Source organism: Micromonospora citrea (assembly GCF_049629545.1).
Lineage (GTDB): Bacteria > Actinomycetota > Actinomycetes > Mycobacteriales > Micromonosporaceae > Micromonospora > Micromonospora citrea_A.
On sequence record NZ_JBNADX010000005.1, the window covers coordinates 1 to 19,855 of the forward strand.

21 protein-coding genes are annotated in these 19,855 nt (G+C 74.6%); 14 read left to right on the top strand and 7 right to left on the bottom strand.

Going from position 1 to position 19,855, the window contains the following annotated elements; all coding sequences use genetic code 11:
- Positions 1–157: 157 nt before the first annotated feature.
- The 3 genes from ACPFP2_RS07845 to ACPFP2_RS07855 are packed head-to-tail and all read right to left on the bottom strand — an operon-like array spanning position 158 to position 2,208.
- Positions 158–736: a CGNR zinc finger domain-containing protein gene (locus tag ACPFP2_RS07845; protein ID WP_424087566.1), complete on the bottom strand. Its 579-nt coding sequence runs from the start codon at positions 734–736 to the stop codon at positions 158–160.
- Positions 737–755: 19 nt separating this feature from the next.
- The gene (locus ACPFP2_RS07850) at positions 756–1,922 is read right to left on the bottom strand and encodes a glutathionylspermidine synthase family protein (protein ID WP_424087568.1); all 1,167 of its coding nucleotides are present in this window, start codon (positions 1,920–1,922) and stop codon (positions 756–758) included.
- 1 nt (position 1,923) lies between these two features.
- On the bottom strand, positions 1,924–2,208 hold the full coding sequence (locus ACPFP2_RS07855) for a hypothetical protein (protein ID WP_424087570.1): 285 nt from the start codon (positions 2,206–2,208) through the stop codon (positions 1,924–1,926).
- A gap of 114 nt (positions 2,209–2,322) precedes the next feature.
- Between ACPFP2_RS07855 and ACPFP2_RS07860 the strand changes: the two genes are divergently transcribed.
- A complete protein-coding gene (locus tag ACPFP2_RS07860; RefSeq protein WP_424087572.1) occupies positions 2,323–3,243 on the top strand; it encodes a proline dehydrogenase family protein in 921 nt (306 codons plus the stop codon).
- Position 3,244: 1 nt separating this feature from the next.
- On the opposite strand, the gene ACPFP2_RS07865 is transcribed toward ACPFP2_RS07860, so the two are convergent.
- The gene (locus ACPFP2_RS07865) at positions 3,245–3,649 is read right to left on the bottom strand and encodes a VOC family protein (RefSeq protein ID WP_424087573.1); all 405 of its coding nucleotides are present in this window, start codon (positions 3,647–3,649) and stop codon (positions 3,245–3,247) included.
- 77 nt (positions 3,650–3,726) lie between these two features.
- On the opposite strand from ACPFP2_RS07865, the gene ACPFP2_RS07870 reads away from it, so the two are divergent.
- From ACPFP2_RS07870 to ACPFP2_RS07915, 10 genes are all read left to right on the top strand, one after another.
- The gene (locus ACPFP2_RS07870) at positions 3,727–4,518 is read left to right on the top strand and encodes an alpha/beta fold hydrolase (protein ID WP_424087574.1); all 792 of its coding nucleotides are present in this window, start codon (positions 3,727–3,729) and stop codon (positions 4,516–4,518) included.
- Positions 4,511–5,077 (top strand): TetR/AcrR family transcriptional regulator, encoded by a 567-nt coding sequence (locus tag ACPFP2_RS07875; protein WP_424087576.1) that lies wholly within the window; start codon positions 4,511–4,513, stop codon positions 5,075–5,077. The genes ACPFP2_RS07870 and ACPFP2_RS07875 overlap by 8 nt, the downstream gene beginning before the upstream one ends.
- Before the next feature lie 182 nt (positions 5,078–5,259).
- Positions 5,260–6,768, top strand: coding sequence for a hypothetical protein (locus ACPFP2_RS07880; RefSeq protein WP_424087578.1), 1,509 nt, complete (start codon positions 5,260–5,262; stop codon positions 6,766–6,768).
- A 60-nt stretch (positions 6,769–6,828) separates the two neighbouring features.
- Positions 6,829–8,208 (top strand): efflux RND transporter periplasmic adaptor subunit, encoded by a 1,380-nt coding sequence (locus ACPFP2_RS07885; protein WP_424087579.1) that lies wholly within the window; start codon positions 6,829–6,831, stop codon positions 8,206–8,208.
- Positions 8,209–8,245: 37 nt separating this feature from the next.
- On the top strand, positions 8,246–9,208 hold the full coding sequence (locus ACPFP2_RS07890) for an ABC transporter ATP-binding protein (protein ID WP_424087580.1): 963 nt from the start codon (positions 8,246–8,248) through the stop codon (positions 9,206–9,208).
- Positions 9,205–10,389, top strand: a complete 1,185-nt coding sequence (locus ACPFP2_RS07895; protein ID WP_424087582.1) for an ABC transporter permease — start codon at positions 9,205–9,207, stop codon at positions 10,387–10,389. Before ACPFP2_RS07890 ends, ACPFP2_RS07895 begins: the two co-directional genes overlap by 4 nt.
- Positions 10,390–10,608: 219 nt before the next feature.
- A complete protein-coding gene (locus ACPFP2_RS07900) occupies positions 10,609–10,818 on the top strand; it encodes a helix-turn-helix domain-containing protein (protein WP_088960133.1) in 210 nt (69 codons plus the stop codon).
- 208 nt (positions 10,819–11,026) lie between these two features.
- Positions 11,027–11,128 (top strand): 30S ribosomal protein bS22, encoded by a 102-nt coding sequence (locus tag ACPFP2_RS07905; protein WP_007465623.1) that lies wholly within the window; start codon positions 11,027–11,029, stop codon positions 11,126–11,128.
- Positions 11,129–11,251: 123 nt separating this feature from the next.
- Positions 11,252–12,325, top strand: coding sequence for an NAD-dependent epimerase/dehydratase family protein (locus ACPFP2_RS07910; RefSeq protein ID WP_424087590.1), 1,074 nt, complete (start codon positions 11,252–11,254; stop codon positions 12,323–12,325).
- A gap of 293 nt (positions 12,326–12,618) precedes the next feature.
- On the top strand, positions 12,619–13,494 hold the full coding sequence (locus ACPFP2_RS07915) for a lysophospholipid acyltransferase family protein (protein ID WP_424088013.1): 876 nt from the start codon (positions 12,619–12,621) through the stop codon (positions 13,492–13,494).
- A 21-nt stretch (positions 13,495–13,515) separates the two neighbouring features.
- Here ACPFP2_RS07915 and ACPFP2_RS07920 read toward each other — a convergent pair whose 3' ends face one another.
- From ACPFP2_RS07920 to ACPFP2_RS07930, 3 genes are all read right to left on the bottom strand, one after another.
- A complete protein-coding gene (locus ACPFP2_RS07920; protein ID WP_424087592.1) occupies positions 13,516–14,388 on the bottom strand; it encodes an HAD family hydrolase in 873 nt (290 codons plus the stop codon).
- A 107-nt stretch (positions 14,389–14,495) separates the two neighbouring features.
- Positions 14,496–15,365: a DUF5667 domain-containing protein gene (locus ACPFP2_RS07925; RefSeq protein WP_424087593.1), complete on the bottom strand. Its 870-nt coding sequence runs from the start codon at positions 15,363–15,365 to the stop codon at positions 14,496–14,498.
- A gap of 279 nt (positions 15,366–15,644) precedes the next feature.
- A complete protein-coding gene (locus ACPFP2_RS07930) occupies positions 15,645–16,595 on the bottom strand; it encodes an ECF subfamily RNA polymerase sigma factor, BldN family (RefSeq protein ID WP_424087595.1) in 951 nt (316 codons plus the stop codon).
- A 364-nt stretch (positions 16,596–16,959) separates the two neighbouring features.
- Here ACPFP2_RS07930 and ACPFP2_RS07935 point away from each other — a divergent pair, with 364 nt between their 5' ends.
- Genes ACPFP2_RS07935 through ACPFP2_RS07945 form a run of 3 tightly spaced genes read left to right on the top strand, consistent with a single transcriptional unit; the run spans position 16,960 to position 19,611 of the window.
- Positions 16,960–18,696, top strand: a complete 1,737-nt coding sequence (locus ACPFP2_RS07935) for an AMP-binding protein (protein ID WP_424087597.1) — start codon at positions 16,960–16,962, stop codon at positions 18,694–18,696.
- On the top strand, positions 18,686–18,940 hold the full coding sequence (locus tag ACPFP2_RS07940; RefSeq protein ID WP_424087599.1) for a glutaredoxin family protein: 255 nt from the start codon (positions 18,686–18,688) through the stop codon (positions 18,938–18,940). The genes ACPFP2_RS07935 and ACPFP2_RS07940 overlap by 11 nt, the downstream gene beginning before the upstream one ends.
- Before the next feature lie 20 nt (positions 18,941–18,960).
- Positions 18,961–19,611, top strand: a complete 651-nt coding sequence (locus ACPFP2_RS07945) for an HAD family hydrolase (protein WP_424087601.1) — start codon at positions 18,961–18,963, stop codon at positions 19,609–19,611.
- Positions 19,612–19,855: the final 244 nt, after the last annotated feature.

Consider the following 19,855-nt stretch of genomic DNA (forward strand, 5'->3'; position numbering starts at 1 on the left):
ACCCCCTGACCCCGACCCCCTGACCCCCCGCCCGGCCCGGGGCCCGCCCTCCGAGCCCGTTGATCATGAAGTTATCGCCCGGCGTCTCGGCGTGTCGCGGCAATAACTTCATGATCAACGCGGCGAGCGGTGGGGGTGGGGTGGGGTGGGTGGGGGGTTAGCTGACGGGGGTTAGGGGGGCTTCGGGTTGGGTGGGGACGGGGTGTTGGTCGCCGACGGCGGCGCGTTTGCGGGCGCGGTGGGCGGCCACGTGGGAGCGGGTGGCGCAGCGCTCCGAGCAGAACCGGCGGCAGCAGTTGGACGACGTGTCCAGGTAGACGTTGCCGCAGCGGTCGTCGGCGCAGACCCCGAACCGGGCGCTGCCGTACTCGCAGAGCCACACCGACAGGCCCCAGACCGCGCCCGCGAGGTATTCCGCGCTGACCGAGGCGCCCCGGCTGGTCACGTGCATGTGCCAGTCGCTGGAGTCGTGGCCGGAGATCCGCGGCTGCACCGGGAACGCCTCCAGCAGGGCGTTCAGTTCGGTCACCGCCTGGCCGTCGCGCCCCGAGGTGCCGTACTCGAACACGTCGCGCAGGCGCTTCTGCGCCCGCCGGAAGATCGCCAGATCCCGTTCCGAGACCTCGTCGCGCATCCACGCGTTCTCGTCCGGGAAGATGGCCCGTAGGTCGTCGAGGTCGTCCAGGCGGGCGTTGACGAGATCAACGCCGGTCCGGGCGTACGCGTCGAAGTTCACGACACCAACCGTAGACGACTCAGCAGGCGCGCGGCGCGTCGATGTAGTGCGGCAGGAACCGTGCGTATCCGTCCGTGATGAGGCTCTCGCTCTCCCGGATGCCGACGCCGGCCGACTCGCCGTCGACGATCCAGCTCCCCAGCACCATGTGGTTGCCGGCGAACTCCGGTAGCGCCCGGAACTCCTGGTAGCAGTAGCCCTCGTCGCCGTAGATGCCCGGATTGGTGAGCTCGGTGCCGCCGGTGACGATGCGTACCGAGCCGCCCTCCCGGCCGAGCAGCGGCTTCGCCACGTACTCGGTCATCTGCCGGGGCGAGTCCAGGTACGCCGGGAGCAGGTACTCGTGGCCCGGGTACAGCTCCCAGAGCACGGCGAGCAGCGCCTTGTTGGACAGCAGCAGCTTCCAGGCCGGCTCGATCCAGGTGGTCGGGGTGCCCGGCTCCAGCGCCGGTGGGCCGTACGGCTCGGCCAGCATCCACTCCCACGGGTAGAGCTTGAAGCAGGTGGTCACCGGCCGGTCCTCGGCGTCGACGAAGCGCCGGCCGTCCCAGCCGATGTGCTGGATCGGCAGCAGCGTCACGTCGAGCCCGGCCTGCCGGGCCGTCTCGGCCAGGTAGCCGGCGGTGATCTGGTCCTCGCCGGACTCCTCCTCGTTCGACCAGCACACGTGCACCCGCCGGTCGTGCAGCCCGGCGCCGATCTTGGCCCAGGCCCCGACCAGCCGCTCGTGCAGGCTGTTCCACTGGTCGGCGTCGGGGTGGGTCCCCTCCAGCCAGTACCACTGGATGATGCTCGCCTCCACCAGCGAGGTGGGGGTGTCGGCGTTGTACTCCAGCAGCTTCGGCGGCCAACTGCCGTCGTAGGCGAGGTCGAAGCGGCCGTAGAGGGTCGGCGGCTGCTCGCGCAGCGACCGGGCCACCGACTCGGCGGCCCAGGCCGGGATGCCGAACTCGGCGTACCGGTTGTGGGCGACGACGTGCTCGGCGGCGGCGACCGACATCCGGTGCAGCTCCTCGGTCGCGTCCTCCAGCCGCAGCACCTCGGCCAGGTCGAAGGCGTACGCCGCCGTCTCGTCCCAGTACGACATGGTGTCGCCGTCGGGCAGTTCGGTGGTGGCGTACACCAGGCCCTGTTCGAGGATGGTGGCCGCCCAGTCCGGGCGGGGGGTGGAAGCCTCGCGCCGCACCTCAGCCGCCGCAGGAGGCGAGGTGGGTGCCGAAGCCGCCCCGCTCCGGCACGGCCGTGGCCGGTGGCCGGGGCTCGGCGCGTCCGGTCCCGGTGGTGACCGTCGGCACCCGCATCGCCAGCGCGACCGTGTCCCCGCCGCCGCCGACCGGCCCGAGGGCGCAGTCGTCATCGTCGTCGTCGGAGGACATGTTGCAGCCGGAGAGGGCGAGCGCCAGGGCGGTGAGCGCGCCGAGCTGCACGGAGGCGGACCGGAGCCGGCGGCGGGGGTGTCGTTCCACGTTCATGGTTGTAACCGATGGATGCCACCGGCGCGCTCCCCCGAACGGGGCCTGTGTCGCGACCGGGACCCGATGGCCGCCCCGGGGCCGGCGACGGTCGGCGGGCGTTACGCTCGGCTCATGCTCCGTTCCGTCATCCTCGCCGCCTCCCGGTCATCCCAGGTGGAGCGGCTCATCGCGACGGCCCCGTTCACCCGGGACGTCGTCCGCCGGTTCGTCGCCGGCAGCGGCACCGACGACGCGTTGCGCGCGACCCGCGAACTCGTCGCCGACGGCCTCGCGGTCACCCTCGACAACCTCGGTGAGGACACCGTCACCGCAGAGCAGGCCAACGCCACCCGCGACGAGTACCTCACGCTGCTGCGGATGCTCTCCGGCGCCGGGCTCACCCCGGCCGCCGAGGTGAGCGTCAAGCTCTCCGCGTTGGGCCAGAAGTTCGACGAGCAACTGGCGTACGACAACGCCCGGGCGATCTGCGCGGCGGCCGACGAGGCCGGCACCACGGTCACCCTGGACATGGAGGACCACACCACCACCGACTCGACGCTGGACATCCTGGCCAAGCTCCGCAAGGACCACCCGTCGACCGGCGCGGTGCTCCAGGCGTACCTGCGGCGCACCGAGTCCGACTGCCGTGAGCTGGCCGGCGCCGGGTCACGGGTGCGGCTCTGCAAGGGGGCGTACAAGGAGCCGGAGTCGGTGGCGTACCAGACCGCCCGCGAGGTGGACAAGTCGTACGTGCGCTGCATGAACGTGCTGATGTCCGGTGACGGCTACCCGATGCTGGCCACCCACGACCCGCGCCTGATCGCCATCGGCGAGGACCGGGCCCGCTGGTTCGACCGCGGCCCGGACCGCTTCGAGTTCCAGATGCTGTACGGCATCCGGCCGGAGGAGCAGACCCGGCTGGTGGGCGACGGGTACACGGTGCGGACCTACCTGCCGTACGGCGAGGACTGGTACGGCTACCTGATGCGCCGACTCGCCGAGCGCCCGGCGAACCTGGCCTTCTTCGGCCGGGCCCTGATGTCGAAGAAGTGAGTCAGGCGTTCGACCAGCTCCGGGTGCTCAGCACCAGGCGGTAGCCGTCCGGATCGGCCACCGTCACCCCCCAGCGGTCCCAGTACGGGCCGGCGGAGACCCGCGTCCCGCCGGCCCGTAGCAGCCTCTCCACCAGGGCGTCGTCGACCGGTCCGTCGAGGTAGAGCACGAACAGGTCCTCCTCGGTCGGGCGCGGCCCGACGGTGAGCGCCGCCCCGCCGACCAGTTCGAGGTGCCAGGCGGCGTCCGGCCAGCCCACCATCAGCAGGTCGTGCTCGCCGGGCCCGCCGGCCTCGCCCCGGTACAGCACGGTCAGGCCGAGCCCCCGCACCCAGAACCGTTCGGCCGCGGTCAGGTCGCGGCTGGGGCGGGCGATGCGGACGTGGGTGCCGGGGGACGGTGTCACACGGCCGATCCTGCGACCTCCACCCGACTTCAGGTCAAGCGTTGACCCATGAAGCTAATGGCATTAGCCTTTTGGCTATGATGATTAGCCAGGTGGTGCGGGACGGCGGGACCATCGCGTACGAGGTGCACGGCGACGGCCCCCTCGTGGTCCTCGCGCACGGCATGGGGGAGAACCGACGGTCCTTCCGCCACCTGGTCCCGCTGCTGGTCGAGGCGGGTTACCGGGTGGCCTCGGTGGACGTCCGGGGGCACGGCGACTCCAGCGCCCACTGGCCGTCGTACGCGCCCGCCGAGGTCGGCGCGGACCTGCTGGCCGTGGTGCGTACCCTCGGCGGCCCGGCCACCCTGGTCGGCAGCTCGTCCGCCGCCGCGGCCGTGGTCTTCGCCGCCGGCGACGCCCCCGACCTGGTCGACGGGGTCGTCCAGATCGCCCCGTTCGTCGCCGAGCCCGAGGCCAACCCGGTCATGCGGGTCGTCCAGGCGGTCGTGCTGCGCAGTCCCCGGCTCTTCGGCAGGTTCCACCGGACGCTCTTCCCCTGCGGACGGCCGGCCGACGACGCGGCGTACCGCAAGGAGATCGTCGCCGGGATGCGCGGCCGGATGGACGCGGTGCGCGGGGTGATCGCCCCGGTCGCACCGCACTGGACGGCCCGCGCGTCCGACGTCCGGCAGCCGGTGCTGGTGCTGATGGGCGCCAACGACCCGGACTTCCCCGATCCGGGAGCGGAGGCCCGCGCCGCCCGGCGGCAGTTCACCACCGCCGAGGCCCGCATGATCGCCGACTCCGGCCACTACCCGCACGCCGACCAGCCCCGGGCCACCGCCGCCCAGCTCGTCGAGTTCCTGGCGGTGACCTCCGGTGCCTAGGGCCGGGCTCACCCCGGCCACCGTGGTGCGGGAGGCGGCCCGGCTGGCCGACGAGGTCGGCTACGAGAAGCTGACCCTGGCCGCCCTCGCCGGCCGGCTCGGGGTCGCGCTGCCCAGCCTCTACAAGCACGTCAAGGGTGCGGAGGCGCTGCACCACCGGCTCGCCGTCCTGGCCGCCGCCGAACTGGCCGACGAGATCACCCGCGCCGCCGCCGGCCGCGCCGGGGCGGACGCGCTGCGCGCCGTCGCCGCCGCCTGGCGCGGGTACGCCCACCGCCACCCCGGCCGCTACCCGGCCACCCAGCGGGCGCCCGACCCGACCGACCCCGAGCACCTCGCGGTCGCCGAGCGGGCCGTCGGCGCGATCTTCGCGGTCCTGCGCGGGTACGGGTTGCGCGACGACGACGCCGTGGACGCGACGAGGATGTTCCGCAGCGCGGTGCACGGTTTCGTCGTGCTGGAGGCGGCCGGCGGGTTCGGCCTGCCCCGCAGCATCGACCGCTCGTTCGACCGGCTCGTGACCGGGCTGGACTCCGCGTACCGGCACTGGAGGCCGTGATGCGGGTCGTGCTGCTCGCCGTGGCCGGTCACCCGGCGCTCGCGGCCGGCCTGGTCGGCGTCTGGGCGGTGGACCGGGCGCTGCTCGGTCGAGGCGGTCAACCGGCCTGACCCCGCCGGCCGTCCGGCGCGACGCGCGGGTGGCGCTGGCCGGGATCGCCCGATCGGTCGTACCCTTCGCCGGTGACTGACGGGCCGGCGACCGACGAGGACGAGCCGGGACCTGCGCCGGACCGTCGAGCCGAGACGACGGTCGTGCCCGGTCCGGTCGTGCCCGGTCCGGTCGAGATTCCGGCCTCGGTCACGGTCCCGGCTGGTGCCGCCGCCGTACCGTCGCCGGCCCTGGCTCCGGCCGCCGTCCCGGCTCCGCCCGGAGCCGAAGCCCCGACCTCCGTCCCCGCCCCGGCTCCGGACCCCGTGGCGGCCCGGCTCGTACCTCGTCGGTGGTGGGGCTGGGCGGCGGTCGCGACGGTCGTCGCGCTGCTGGCCTGCGGCGTACCGGCGGCGCTGTTGACCGCTCTGGTGGACCGGGACGACGATCGCCCCGCAGCCGGCCGCGCCTCCGTCGCCTCGGACGATCCGGCGACGCTCGCCGCCCGGCGGGTCGGCGAGCGGCTGACCGCCCAGCTCGACCGGCAGGCCGCCGCCCTGCTCGGCGGGGACCGGGCCGGCTTCCTCGCGGTCGCCGACCGGGGCGTTCGGGCCGAACTCACCCGTCGCTTCGCCGCGCTGCGGGCGCTGCGGGTCTCCGTCTGGCGCGCCGAACCCGAGGGTCTGCCCACCCCGGTCGCCGGGCGGTCGGGCCAGTGGCGGCAACAGGTCACCTTCCGGTACTGCCTCGTCGTGCCGGACTGCACGCCGAGCCCGGTGCTGGTCGCCACCCGGTGGCGGGAGGGCGGCGACGCGCCGCTGCTGCTGGCCGTCGAGGAGTCCCGCTCGGCGCGGACCGGTGCCCGGCCCTGGGAGGTCAGCGAGCTGGTGGTGGCCGTCGGCGCGCGGACCGTCGTCGCCACCACCCCGGCGCTGCGGGGGAAGCTGCCCGGCCTGCTCGCCGAGGCGGAGGAGGCCGCGAAGGTGGCCGACCTGTACGCGGTGCCCGGCCCGCCCCCGGACCGGTACCGCGTCTTCTACGCCGGCCGGGCCGAGTGGCGACGCTGGTACGGCGGTGGCCGCCCGAAGTGGACCGCCGGGTACGCCGTCGGCGTCGGCGGCGGGCACCACGAGGTGGTGCTGAACGCCGACGCGCTGCCCACCGCCGGTCCGGGTGAGTTGCTGCGGCACGAGCTGACCCACGCCGCCTCGCTGCCCGACCGGGGCCATCCCGGCCGGCCGACCTGGTGGCTGGTGGAGGGGTTGGCCGAGTACGCCGGGGCCGACGGCGCGCCGGTGAGCCGCTACGACGGGCTGGACGAGGTCCGGCGGCTGGTCACCGGCGGCTGGGACGGTCGGCTGGAGGCGCTCGCCCCGGCCGACACGGCGCCGGCGGACCGGGTCGGCGGCAGCTACGGCGTCGGCTACCTCGCCGTCCGTCACCTGGTCGACCGGTACGGCGAGCAGCAGGTGCTGGCCTTCTTTCGCTCCGTGGTGCACGACCGGCGACCGGTGGACGAGGCGTCCGAGCGGGTCCTCGGCGAGCGGTGGTCGACGCTGCACGACGAGTGCGTCGGCTACCTCCGGTCGGTGGCCGGATGACGGCGGCGGCCGGTCCACGCCGCTCCGCCGGTGGTATCGACGCCCGGCTAAGGTTGGCCGGTGCGCCGCACCGACTCGCCGCGGCCCCTGACAGCCACGCGGCCCCGCCTGCTCATCGCCCTGCTCGCCGTCGTCGCCCTGACCGGTAGCACCGCCGCCTCGTGCGGCGACGAGAAGTCCGACGTCGCGCTCGCCCCGGCGTCCCGGGCCGCGGTCGCCGAGGTGATCGACGCCCCGGCCACCGTGACCGCCCGTGCCGCCGCCACCGTCACCGCCCCCGCCGACGGCACCCTGGCCAGCCTCCGCGTCCAGCCCGGACAGCGGGTGCGGCGCGGCCAGGTGCTCGCCGTGGTGAGTTCGCCGTCGGCCCGGGAACGGCTCCGCCAGGCCCGCGAGGCGCTGCGGGCCGCCGACCGGGCCGGCCGGGGTGTCGCCGTCGGCAACCTGGGCACCCGGCGGCGCGGCACCGACAAGGCCGCCGACGAGGCGTTCGGCGCCGCCCGCGAGGCGGCCGGGAAGATCGCCGACCAGAAGGTACGCGACGCGCTGCTGGCCCAGGTCACCTCCGCGCAGCGGCAGTACGCCGCCGCCGCGCGGACCGCCGACGAGGCGGTCCGGTCGGTGCAGCGGGGTGTCGCCGGGCTCAACTCCGCGGTCGGCGCGCTGTCGTCGGCGCAGCGCCTGCAGGCCCGCCAGGCGTACGACCTGGCGAAGGCGACCGTCGACGCGCTGACCCTGCGCGCTCCGATCCCGGGAGTGGTGCAGCCGGGCGGCACCCCGTCCGGGGGTGGCGCCGACCTGTCGGCCCTGCTCGGCGGGGGTCAGCTCCCGGCCGGCCTGGATCCGTCGGCGCTCGCCCCGACCCGCTCCGGGCCGCCGCCGGGGGTGGACGACGCGATCCCGGCCGGCGGCCGGGTCACCGCCGGCACGCCGATCCTCACCGTCGTGGACACCGGCGCGCTCGGCCTGCTCGCCGAGGTGGACGAGACGGACGTGCTGCTGGTCCGGCCCGGCCTGACCGCCACGGTGGAGCTGGACGCGGTCACCGGCGCCACGTACGACGCCACGGTCCGTTCGGTCGACGTGCTGCCCAGCAGCTCCGCGCGGGGCGGGGTCAGCTACCGGGTGCGACTCGCCCTCGGCGCGGGCCGGCTCGGCGACCAGGAGGCCGCCCCGGAGCCCCGCCCCGGCATGAACGCGGTGGTCCGGCTGCGGGTACGCGAGGCCGCCGACGCGGTCACCGTCCCCGCCTCGGCGGTCTTCTCCGCCGACGGGCGGGACGCCGTCTGGCTGGTCCGGGACGGCCAGGCGGACCGGGTGGCGGTCACCGTGGGCGTGCAGGGGCCGGACCTGGTGCAGATCCTCGACGGGGTGCAGGCCGGCGACCAGGTGGTGGTACGCGGGGCCGACCGGGTCACCGACGGCCAGGAGGTCCGGTGAGGAGGACGGGCCGGCGAGCCGGGCGGGCGGCGACCCGGTGACCGGGACACCGGCGGCGGACGACGTCCGAGCCGGTCGGCGCGGGCCGGCGATCGAGGCCGTCGACGTGTCCCGCACGTACCAGCTCGACGGGGTCTCGGTGCCGGCGCTGCGCGGGGTGACGCTGACCGTCGCGCCCGGCGACTACGTGGCTCTGGTCGGGCCGTCCGGCTCCGGCAAGTCGACGTTGATGCACCTGCTCGGCGGGTTGGACCGGCCGACCGGCGGCCGGCTGGTGATCGGCGGCCGGGACGTGGCCACCCTCTCCGCGCCGGAGCTGGCGACGCTGCGCAACGAGACCATCGGCTTCGTGTTCCAGGCGTTCCACCTGCTGCCGCGTACGTCGGCGGTGGACAACGTGGCGCTGCCGCTGGTCTACCGGGGGGTCGGTGCCCGGCAGCGGCGCGAGCGGGCGGCGGCGATGCTCGGCCGGGTCGGCCTGGGGCACCGGCTGGACCACCGGCCCAACCAGATGTCCGGCGGTGAGCAGCAGCGGGTGGCGATCGCCCGGGCGCTGGTCACCGACCCGACGGTGCTGCTCGCCGACGAGCCGACCGGCAACCTGGACACCGCCACCGGCCTGGCGGTGCTGGCCCTGCTGGAGCAGCTCAACGCCGAGTCGGGGGTGGCCCTGGTGATGGTGACCCACGACAACGAGGTGGCGGCCCGGGCCCGGCGGCGGATCGCCATGCGGGACGGAGCGGTCGTGTCGGACACCGCCGGCACGGAGTCACCTGCGGCGACGCGGGCGGCGGCGGTGGGGGCCACCACCGGGACCACCGTTCATGATCGACCGCTGTCGGGCGCCGGGGACGGACCTGAGACACTGGGGGCCGCTCCCAGCGCGGAGCCCCGGTCCGCGTCCGGAAGCGGCCCGGGGCACCCGTCCGGTGGCTCCGGTGGCGCCGCCGGAGCCACCGGGCGCCTTCCGCGCGAGCCGGCGGCCGGGGGTGCGGCGTGAGGGTGGCCGAGGCGTGGCGGGTGGCGCTGGACGCGCTGCGCGCCAACCGGATGCGCAGTGCGCTGACCATGCTCGGAGTGATCATCGGGGTGGCCTCGGTGGTGCTGCTCGTCGCCATCGGCACCGGCACCAAGCAGACGGTCGAGCAGCAGGTCGAGGGGCTCGGCTCCAACCTGCTGCTGGTGGTTCCCGGCCGGATCGAGGTGGGCACCGCCCCGGTGGTCTCGCCGCTGACGCTCAGGGACGTGGACGCGGTGTCCCGGGTGGTCGGTGACCCCGACCGGGTGGCGGTCACCATCGCCTCCGGCGCGACCGCCCGCGCCGGCAACCGCTCCGACTTCACGACCGTGCAGGGCGTGCTGGAGAACACCCCGACGGTCTTCACCCGGTCACTGGCCCGGGGCCGGTACCTGACCGGCGCGGACGTGGACACCAGCCGCCGGGTGGCCGTGCTCGGGGACTCGGTGGCCCGCGTCCTCTTCCCGGACCGGGACCCGCTCGGCCAGCAGGTGACGCTCGCCGGGGTCCGGTTCCGGGTGATCGGCGTCTTCGCGCCGCTCGGGCAGAGCCTCGGCGTCGACCGGGACGACGAGGTGCACGTGCCGGTCACCGCCGCCCAGCGGCTCTGGGGCACCCAGCGGGTGGACGGTATCGCGGTGAAGGCCCCGGACCGGGAGCGGATCGGCGAACTGGGCGACCGGATCGTCGCGGAGCTGTCCCGGCGGCACCCGGACACCGAGTTCAGCGCGGTCACCCAGCAGCAGATCCTCGGCGTGCTCGGCGACATCCTGGGCGTGCTCACCGGCGTGCTGGCCGCCATCGCCGGCATCTCCCTGCTGGTCGGCGGGGTGGGCGTCTCCAACATCATGCTCGTCTCGGTACGGGAGCGGACCCGGGAGATCGGCCTGCGCAAGGCGGTCGGCGCACGTCCCCGGGACATCGGCGTGCAGTTCCTGCTGGAAGCGGTGCTGCTCACCGCGATCGGCGGGCTGACCGGCATGGCCCTCGGGGTGGGCGCCGCGCTGCTGGTGGACGCCGTCTCGCCGATCCCGGCGGCGATCACCTGGTGGTCGTTGGCGCTGGCCTTCGGGGTGTCCGCGGCGGTGGGCATCGTCTTCGGGGTGGTCCCGGCGCAGCGGGCCGGCCGTCTGGACCCGGTGGTGGCGTTGCGCGCCGAGTGACCCCACCACCGGTCCCGGCAACGGGACGCGAAGCGCTTTCGGGTGGATAACGGCAGGTCACGACCGGGTGAACAACGCCCCGGGCATGATCAGTTGTACGAAGGGATCGCGCCGGTCACAGCCGCCCCGCTACCGTACTGGTAACACGCGCGTTGCCGCCCCGGACGGGATCTCCACCTCGGGTGGCACGCGCCGGGCATGGGATGGGTCGGGTGAGCCATGGCCGGGTCACAGTCCGACGGGCGGCTGTCGGATGTCAAGTTCCTGACCGTCGCCGAGGTGGCGTCGGTCATGCGGGTGTCCAAGATGACGGTCTACCGCCTGGTGCACAGCGGTGAGCTCACCGCGGTCCGGGTCGGCCGCTCGTTCCGGGTGCCCGAGCACGCGGTGCACGACTATCTCCGGGGCGCGTTCCAGGAGACCGCCTGACCGGTGTCGAGTGCGACGTAACGGGCATCGACGGGGGCGCGTTGGTCCTGCTGACGCTCTCCGGCTACCCTGGAGCCGACCGTGACCGCAACGCCGGTGTGCCCCGACGCCACCAGGCTGGTCCGGTTCCGTTGTCCGCAAGCGGTCGCCGGCACCACCGTCGTGGTGCCACCCGTCCGCCCCGCACGTTGCATTGAAAGGCTGTCGTATGGGCTCGGTGGTCAAGAAGCGCCGCAAGCGCATGGCTAAGAAGAAGCACCGCAAGCTGCTGCGCAAGACCCGCGTCCAGCGTCGCCGTCTCGGCAAGTGACCGGATGCCGGGCCACGGCCCGGCATCCGGCACCACTTGCCAGAACTGTCGACCCTCGGAGGCTCAGGTGATCAGGCCGCGGACGTCCCGGCTCGGTCCCGCCTGCCGGTCAAGGCGTTCCCGATGACCCCCGGTGGCACCCCAGGTGCTCCGGGGGTCGTCGTCGTGACCGGGGTCGGCCGTTACCTCGGCGCGCACGTCGCCGCCCGGCTCGCCGCCGACCCCCGCATCGAGCGGGTGATCGGCGTCGACCCCACCACCCCGGGCCCCGAGTTCACCGACCTGCTCGACCGGGTCGAGCGGGTCCGCCTCGACCTCGGCTCGCTCGCCGGCCTCCTGGCCGACCTCGACGTCGACGCCGTGGTGCACCTCGCGCTGGTCAGCGCCCCCGACCCGCAGCACGGCGGCCGGACGGCGATGAAGGAACAGAACGTCATCGGCACCATGCAGCTGCTCGCCGCCTGCCAGCGGGCACCCCGGCTGCGCAAGCTCGTGGTCCGCTCCTCGACCGCCGCGTACGGCGCGTCCTTCCGGGACCCGGCGGTCTTCACCGAGGAGACCGAGCCGCGCGAGGTGCCACGCGGCGGTTTCGGCCGCGACATCCTCGACATAGAGGGGTACGTCCGCGGTTTCCGCCGTCGCCGGCCCGACGTCACCGCCACCGTGCTGCGCTTCGCGCCCTTCATCGGCTCCACCGCGGACACCACGCTCACCCGCTACTTCTCCCAGCCGTTCGTCCCCACCGTCTTCGGGCGGGACCCGCGCCTGCAGTTCGTGCACTTCGACGACGCCCTGGAGGTGCTGCACCGGTCCATCGCCGAGGACCACCCGGGGACGTACAACGTCGCCGGGCCGGGGGTGCTCTCCCTGTCCCAGGCGATCCGGCGGGCCGGCCGGGTCGCCGTGCCGGTGCTGGAGCCGGGCCTCTCCGGGGCCGCCGCGCTCGCCCGCAACCTCGGCTTCGGCCGCTACGGCCTCGACCAGGTCGACCTCTTCGTGCACGGCCGGGTGGTGGACACCAGCCGGCTAGAGCGGGAGTACGGCTTCACCCCGCGATCCACCGCCGCCGCGTTCGACGACTTCATCCGCGCCCACCACGGCGGTGTGGTGCTCACCCGGGACACGCTCACCGCCGCCGAGCAGTTGGTGCTGGAGAGCATCCGCCAGGTCCGTTCAGCCGTACAGGAGCGTTCGTGAGCAGGTCCGACGAGCGCCCCGAGGGCCGGTACGACGTACCGCTGACCGTGGCCGGGCCGGACGCGCAGCCGGCGCGGCGCAACGGGCACCGGCGCACCACGAAGGCCGTCGCCCCGGCGACGCGGGACGAGCCGGACACCTCGGCGACCGACGAGCCGGTCCGCGACCCCGCGACCGCCGGGCCGGACACCGTCGCTCAGCAACCGGCCGACGTGGCCGGGCCGGACGTGCCGGCCGGGTCCGGCGCCGACGAGCCGGAGCCGGTGGCCGCCACCGCCGAGTCACCGGCCGGTGTGCCGGAGGGGCCGGCGGTGCCGGACCGGGCGGGGGACCACTGGGACCGCAAGGTCGCCGCCGGGCTGGCGTTCCTGCGGCGACGCCTCTCCGGCGAGTACGAGGTCGACGAGTTCGGCTTCGACCCGGAGCTGACCGACGCGGTGTTCCACCCGCTGCTGCGCCGGCTCTACAAGGACTGGTTCCGCACCGAGGTCACCGGCCTGGAGCACGTGCCCGTCCAGGGCGCCGGCCTGGTGGTGGGCAACCACTCCGGCACCGTGGCGCTGGACGCGCTGATCCTCTCCACCGCCCTGCACGACCAGCACCCCGGGCACCGCTACCTGCGGCTGCTCGGCGCGGACCTGGTCTTCCGGATGCCGGTGGTCTCCGAGCTCGCCCGCAAGACCGGCGGCACCGTCGCCTGCAACCCGGACGCGGAGCGGCTGCTCGGCGGCGGGGAACTGGTCGGCGTCTTCCCGGAGGGTTTCAAGGGCATCGGCAAGCTCTACTCCGACCGGTACAAGCTGCAACGCTTCGGCCGGGGCGGGTTCGTGTCGGCGGCGCTGCGTACCGGCACCCCGATCGTGCCGGTCGCCATCGTCGGGGGCGAGGAGATCTACCCGATGCTCGCCGACATCAAGCCGCTCGCCCGGCTGCTCAAGCTGCCGTACTTCCCGGTCACGCCGACCTTCCCGTGGCTGGGCCCGCTGGGCATGGTGCCGCTGCCGAGCAAGTGGCTGATCGAGTTCTGCCCGCCGATCCCCACCGCGCACCTGACCGACTCCGCCGACGACCCGCTGGTCGTCTTCAACCTCGCCGACCAGGTCCGCGAAACCATCCAGCACACCCTGCACAAGCTGCTGGAACGCCGCCCCGACCCGTTCGGCCCCTGACGCCGGGCGGTGTGTCGCGGGTCAGATGCCGGCGCGTCGACGGCGGTGCAGGGCCATCCCCGCGCTGACCGCGCCGGCGAGCAGCCCGGCCGCGGCCGTCGAGGGTACGGCGATCTTGACCGCCCGTCGGCCGGTGCGGAAGTCCCGCACCTCCCACCCCCGGTCCCGGGCCTGCCGCAGCAGCGTCCCGTCCGGGTTGATGGCCACTGCCCGGCCCACGGTGGACAGCATCGGCAGGTCGTTCGCCGAGTCGCTGTAGGCCGCGCAGCGGGACAGCTCCAGCCCCTCCACCGTGGCGAGCTGGGTGACCGCCTCCGCCTTGGCCGGGCCGTGCATCAGGTCGCCGACCAGCCGCCCGGTGTACGCGCCGTCGACCACCTCGGCCACCGTGCCGATCGCGCCGGTCAGGCCGAGCCGGCTCGCGATCACCCGGCCGATCTCCACCGGGGCGGCGCTGACCAGCCAGACCCGCTCACCCGATTCGAGGTGCCGCTGGGCGAGGCGGCGCGTGCCGGCCCAGATGCGGGGGGCCATCAGCTCGTCGAAGATCTCCTCGGCGAGCCGCTCGACCTCGTCCACCCGCCAGCCCTCGATGAAGGCGAGGGCCGCCTCCTTGGCCTGCGACATGTCCCCGGCGTGCTCGGTGGCGAGCAGCCGGAACCGGGCCTGCTGCCAGGCGAACCGGGCCAGGTCGGTGGTGGTGAAGTACTTACGGGCGGCGAGCCCACGGGCGAACCAGTAGATCGACGCGCCCTGCATCATCGTGTTGTCCACGTCGAAGAAGGCCGCGGCGCTCGGGTCGGGCGTCACCGGGACGGCCGGCTCGACCTCCGCCCAGCCGGCGGTGTGCCCGTGGACGTCGGTGCTGACCGTGACCTTGCGGGACCGGACCACGGCGACCTCCCTCCGTACGACGACCGCGCCTGCCCTTGAGCCTAGTCGGGGGTTCGTGACGGGCGGTCGCCCGAAGGCGTAACTGTGGCGTGAACTGCTCCGCGCCCTCAGCGGTCGACGGGACAGGCGGCCGGAGCCGGGCCGAGGGCGTCGGTGCCGACCGGCGTGGGCAGCCCGCAGGCGATGGCGGCGCGCAGCGCGTCGGAGCGCTTGCCGATCGCGTCCAGCAGGGCCAGCGACCGGCGGGTCCGTTCCCGCTCGGCGCGGTCGGCCCCGTCGAGCAGCCCGCCGACCGCCTGACGCTGCCCGGCGACGAAGGTGTTCACCGCGTCCAGCCCGGCGGTGTCCGACCGCTGCGCCGAGGCGGTGGTGAGCAGGCGTACGCCCTGGCGGGTGTCGGCGTCCATGTCGTCCATCACGGCGCGGAAGCCGGTCAGGTCGCCGCGCAGGGAGGCGGCCTCGTCCAGCCGGGTGCGGGCGAAGTCGAGGAAGAGCTGGCCCCGGCTGAGGTCCGAGCTGGCCAGGGCGAGCTGGGCACGTTCGGTGGAGCGCTTCATGCCGTACAGCGCGTCACCGGGGACCGCGTCCTCACTGGCCGCGGAGATGCCCGACACCGCGACGGCGCCGGCGGCGATGCCGACCAGGATGGCGCCCCGGGCGCGGACCTGACGGGCGGTCACCGCGCCGAGCAGCGAGGCCCGGGTGCCGGCCGGGGCGGTCTCCGGCGTGGTCGCGGCCGCCGCGCCGACGCCCTCCCGTTCCGCGGTGGCCACCAGCATGGCGCGCAGCCCGGTGCGGAACTCGGCGTCGACCTCGACGTCCGGCCGTTCCTCGGTGAGCCGCCGCCCGACCGCCACCAGGGCGGCGAGCTGGTCGTCGGCGCGGGACCGGACGTGGTGGCGCCGGCCGCCGTTCGCCTCGTCGAGAAGCTGGGCGAAGCGTGCGGCCCGCCGACGGGAGAAGAGGTCGCTGTCCACCGCAGGCACCCCCTCTCGCTGGTCCGGCCGGGTCGGCCGTGGTCGTCACCAGCGACCGGTGGCAGCGTGACGCCGACGGACGGCACGGGTGCCGACCGTACGAGCCGGACCGGGTGGCCCGGGGGACGCCGGGACAACCACGGGTCGCACCCGGAGAAACGGACCGCGCCGGGTGCCGGTTACGGGGGCGGCGGAGGCGAAATTACCAAGAGTGATCGTCGTCACGGGCGCCGGACGTCCGCCGGCCCCGGGGCAGGGGGCCGGCATCGAGGCTGGTGGTCAGGGCTGGAAGCCGTCCGGGAGCAGGCGGGCGAGGGCGCGGACGGCCCGGTACTGCAACGCCTTGATGGCTCCCTCGTTCTTGCCCATCGCGCGGGCGGTCTCCGCCACCGAGAAACCCTGGAGGAACCGGAGCACGATGCACTCCTGCTGCTCCGGGTTGAGCCGCTTGACCGCGGTCAGCAGGGCGACGTTGGTGATGTGCTCCACCACGGCCGCCTCCGGGCTGCCCTCCGGCCCGCGGTCCTCGCGGTCGGCGTCGAGCACGTCGCCGGTGGTCACCTCCAGCCGGTACCGGCCGGACTTGAAGTGGTCGGCGACCAGGTTCCGGGCGATGGTGACCAGCCAGGCGCCGAGGTCACGGCCCTGCCAGGTGAAGCTGCCGATCCGCTTGAGCGCGCGGAGGAAGGTGTCGGAGGTCAGGTCCTCGGCCAGTTGGCGGTTGCCGACCCGGAAGTAGACGAAGCGGAAGACGGTGTCGACGTACCGGTCGTAGATCAGGCCGAACGCCTCGGCCTCGCCGGCCTGCGCGCGCTCCACCAGCGCCCAGACCTCGGTGGCCGGGTCGGACGGGTCGGGCCGGCTCGGGTAGCCGGTGCTCGGGTTGGTGGCGGCGGGCACCGCCGGGATGACGGCGGTGTCGCCGGCCGGCACGGCCGGGAGCACCGCGGTCTCGGCGCCGGCCGGGTCGGTCGCGGCGGACGGCTCGCCGACCCGGCGGCTCTGCGCCGGCATCATGGGCCGGTTCGGTGCGACGATCCGGCCGGTGGGCGCCGAGTTGCCGCCCGGCACGGCAGGTCGGGTGGTCGCCTCGTTGTGGTGCGGGCGCTGGTGCAGCCGGCGGGAGGCGGGGTCCGCGCCGCGAGCTGCCTCCAGCCGTTCGTTCGGCGATGTCCGGGGGGCCGGGCCGGTCAGCCCGGCGGGCCGTTCCGCATAGCCGAAGGTGGTCACCGTGCCTCCCCGGTCCACTGCGCGGCGGGCCGGACGGGGCGGCGACAGGCCGCCGCGGCGTCCGGTCTGCCCGGGACGGGCAGGGCCGCGTGGGGGGATGCCGACGCGCGGCAGATCCCCTTGAGGTGCTGGTCCAATGCGCTCACAGGCACGGGGGCCTCCTCGGGCTGAGGGGTGTCGACTCACGGCAAATGGGGTGAGCCGACCCGAGTGATGATAGGGCCAACGTCACCCGCGCGTGGCAAGTCCGTTACACAGGGCCAAAGTATTTCCCCCTGCGTCGCACAGATGGCGGACCCGTTGTCCGTCGTGTGCGGTTGACTTTCACGTCACGACTTGATCTGGAGTGGAACGCCCCGCGGGCATGGTCCGACGGGGTGGTGCTGTGCCAGACTCAGCCACCGTGCAGGACGCCGCCGACAGCACCGCGCCCCACCTCGCCGACCGGCTCCGCCGCGCGGCCGCCGACCACGGCGACCGCCCCGCGTTGCACTGGCGCGAGACCACTCTGACCTGGTCCGCACTGGACGCCCGGGTGACCGCGGTGGCCCGGGCGCTGGCCCGCGCCGTGCCGGCCGGGTCCGATCCCGCCGACGCCGACGCCGACGCCGACGCCGACGCCGACGCCGACGCCGACGCCGACGCCGACGCCGACGCCGACGCCGACGCCGATGCCGGCGCCGACGCCGTGCCGCCCCGGGTGGCGATCGCCCTGCCCAACACGCCGGACTTCGTGGTGGCCTTCCTCGCCACGCTGCGCGCCGGGCTGGTCGCGGTGCCGGTCAATCCCGGCTTCACCGCCCGGGAACTGCGACACGTGCTCGCCGACTCGGGCGCCGCGCTGCTCCTGGCCACCGGGGAGGTCGCCGGGCGGGTGGCCACCGTCGCCGCCGACCTGCCGGCGCTGCGCGCCGTGCACACCACCCTGCCCGAGGAGGTGGGGGAGCCACCGGCACGCGCCGGCGGAGACCTCGCCGTACTGCTCTACACCTCCGGCACCGAGGGGCGGCCCAAGGGCGCGATGCTGCCGCACCGGGCGCTCGCGGCCAACCACGACCAGATCGACCGGATCGAGCCCCCGGTGGTCGGCCCCGACGACACCGTGCTGCTCGCGCTGCCGCTGTTCCACGCGTACGGGTTGAACTCGGGGCTCGGCGCGGTCGTCCACCATGGCGCGACCGGGGTCCTGGTCGACGAGCCGGGGCCCGCGTGCGCGCTCGACGAGATCGCCCGGCACCGGGTCAGCGTGCTGGTCGGCGTACCGTCGATGTTCCTCGCCTGGTCGGCGGCGGACGCCGACACGGTCGTCGCGGCGATGGCGTCGGTGCGGGTCGCGGTCTGCGGCGCGGCACCGCTCGACCCGGCCACCGCGGCGCGCTTCACCGAGGTCACCGGGCATCCGGTGCACGTCGGGTACGGCCTGACCGAGACCGCGCCGGTGCTCACCTCGACCCTGGTCGGCGGGGAGCCGAAACCCGGCTCGATCGGCCGGCCGCTGCCCGGCGTCGAGGTGCGCCTCGTCGGCCCGGACTCCGTCGACCTGTGGCGCGACGGCGTCGCCGAGCCGGACGACGACCCCGACGAGCCGTGGCCCGCCGACCCCTCGCCCGGCACCGACCCCGGCCAGATCGTGGTACGCGGGGCGAACCTCTTCACCGGCTACTGGCCGGACGGTCGGGGCGGGCCGGACGCCGACGGCTGGTGGGCGACCGGGGACGTCGCCTACGCCGACGCCGACGGCGACCTCTTCCTGGTCGACCGGCTGGGCGAGCTGATCCTGGTCAACGGCTTCAACGTCTACCCGCACGAGGTCGAGCTGGTGCTCGACGCCCACCCGGGGGTGGCCGGCTCCGCCGTCCTGGGTGTGCCGCACCCCCGCACGGGTGAGACTGTGCGGGCGTACGTGGTGCCGGCGGCCGGGCAGTCGGTCACCGGCGAGGACCTGCTCGCCCACTGCGCGCGTAGCCTGGCCCGGTTCAAGTGCCCGACCGCCGTCGAGTTCGTCGACGAGCTGCCGTACTCGGTGATCGGCAAGGTACGCAAGACCCAGCTGCGGTCCGTCCCGGCCGCCCGCTCCCCGGAGGTGCCCGATGTCCACTGACGCCCGGCTCGCCCTGGTCACCCGGCCCGGCTGCCACCTCTGTGAGGACGCCAAGGCGGCGCTCGACCGGGTGGTGGCCGTCACCGGCGACCGGTGGGTGGAGAAGGACGTCACCGACGACATCGAGCTGGAGCGTGAGTACGGCGACCGCCTGCCGGTGGTGCTGCTCGACGGCAAGGAGCACGGCTACTGGCGGGTCGAGGAGGAGCGGCTGCTGCGGGACCTGACCACCCCGCAGCTGTGACCGGCGTCTACGGTGCACCGATGACTCCGGCGCGCGGCCACCTGGTGTGGGACTGGAACGGCACCCTGCTCGACGACCTCGGCCTGGTGGTGCAGGCCACCAACGTCGCCTTCGCCAGCGTCGGTGGTCCCTCGGTGACCGTGGACGAGCACCGGGTCCGGTTCCGCCGGCCGATCGCCGACTACTACGCGGACATGCTCGGCCGGGCGGTCGACGCCGAGGCGTTCGGCGCGCTGGACCGGATCTTCCACGACGCGTACCGGGCCGGACTGACCTCCTGCGCGCTGGCGGACGACGCGACCGCGGCGATCGCCGCCTGGCCGGGCACCCAGTCGCTGCTGTCGATGTGGTTCCACGACGAACTGGTGCCGACCGTGCACACGTACGGGCTGACCCCGCACTTCACCCGGGTGGACGGGCTGCGCGCCGCGGTCGGTGGCGGCTTCAAGGCCGGGTGGCTGGCCAAGCACCTGGCCGAGCTGGGCCTGGACGGTCGCGAGGTGGTGCTGATCGGCGACTCGATCGACGACGCCGACGCCGCCGTGAGCGTGGGGGCGCACTGCGTCCTCTACACCGGTGGGCTGTCGGACCCGGCCGGCCTGCGTGCCTCCGGTCACCCGGTGGCCGACACCCTGACCGAGGCCGTGACCCTCGCCACCACGCTGTCCTGACTCCTCGTCGCTCCGGTCCGCCCGGCGGTCGGCCGTTCACCGGCCGGGGCCGGGGCCCGCCGGGGCCGGGGCCACCGGGTGTGGTGGTGAGGGATACGCCACGTCGCCGCTGAGCGCGCGTGATTGGTCAGAGAAGTCGGGATTGAGCAATAATCGCGCAGCGGCGCCGCCGGAGGCCGCCGGATCGATCTTGCAGAATGGAGGGCCTGGTGACGGCACGTCGCGAGACAGCAAGATCGCGATT

Excerpts from the sequence above, each read along its gene's own strand:
- ACPFP2_RS07910 (WP_424087590.1), top strand. The coding sequence starts at position 11,252 with ATGACCCCCGGTGGCACCCCAGGTGCTCCGGGGGTCGTCGTCGTGACC.
- ACPFP2_RS07855 (WP_424087570.1), bottom strand. The coding sequence starts at position 2,208 with ATGAACGTGGAACGACACCCCCGCCGCCGGCTCCGGTCCGCCTCCGTG.
- ACPFP2_RS07945 (WP_424087601.1), top strand. The coding sequence starts at position 18,961 with ATGACTCCGGCGCGCGGCCACCTGGTGTGGGACTGGAACGGCACCCTG.
- ACPFP2_RS07935 (WP_424087597.1), top strand. The coding sequence starts at position 16,960 with ATGGTCCGACGGGGTGGTGCTGTGCCAGACTCAGCCACCGTGCAGGAC.
- ACPFP2_RS07900 (WP_088960133.1), top strand. The coding sequence starts at position 10,609 with ATGGCCGGGTCACAGTCCGACGGGCGGCTGTCGGATGTCAAGTTCCTG.
- ACPFP2_RS07870 (WP_424087574.1), top strand. The coding sequence starts at position 3,727 with ATGATGATTAGCCAGGTGGTGCGGGACGGCGGGACCATCGCGTACGAG.
- ACPFP2_RS07905 (WP_007465623.1), top strand. The coding sequence starts at position 11,027 with ATGGGCTCGGTGGTCAAGAAGCGCCGCAAGCGCATGGCTAAGAAGAAG.
- ACPFP2_RS07940 (WP_424087599.1), top strand. The coding sequence starts at position 18,686 with ATGTCCACTGACGCCCGGCTCGCCCTGGTCACCCGGCCCGGCTGCCAC.
- ACPFP2_RS07860 (WP_424087572.1), top strand. The coding sequence starts at position 2,323 with ATGCTCCGTTCCGTCATCCTCGCCGCCTCCCGGTCATCCCAGGTGGAG.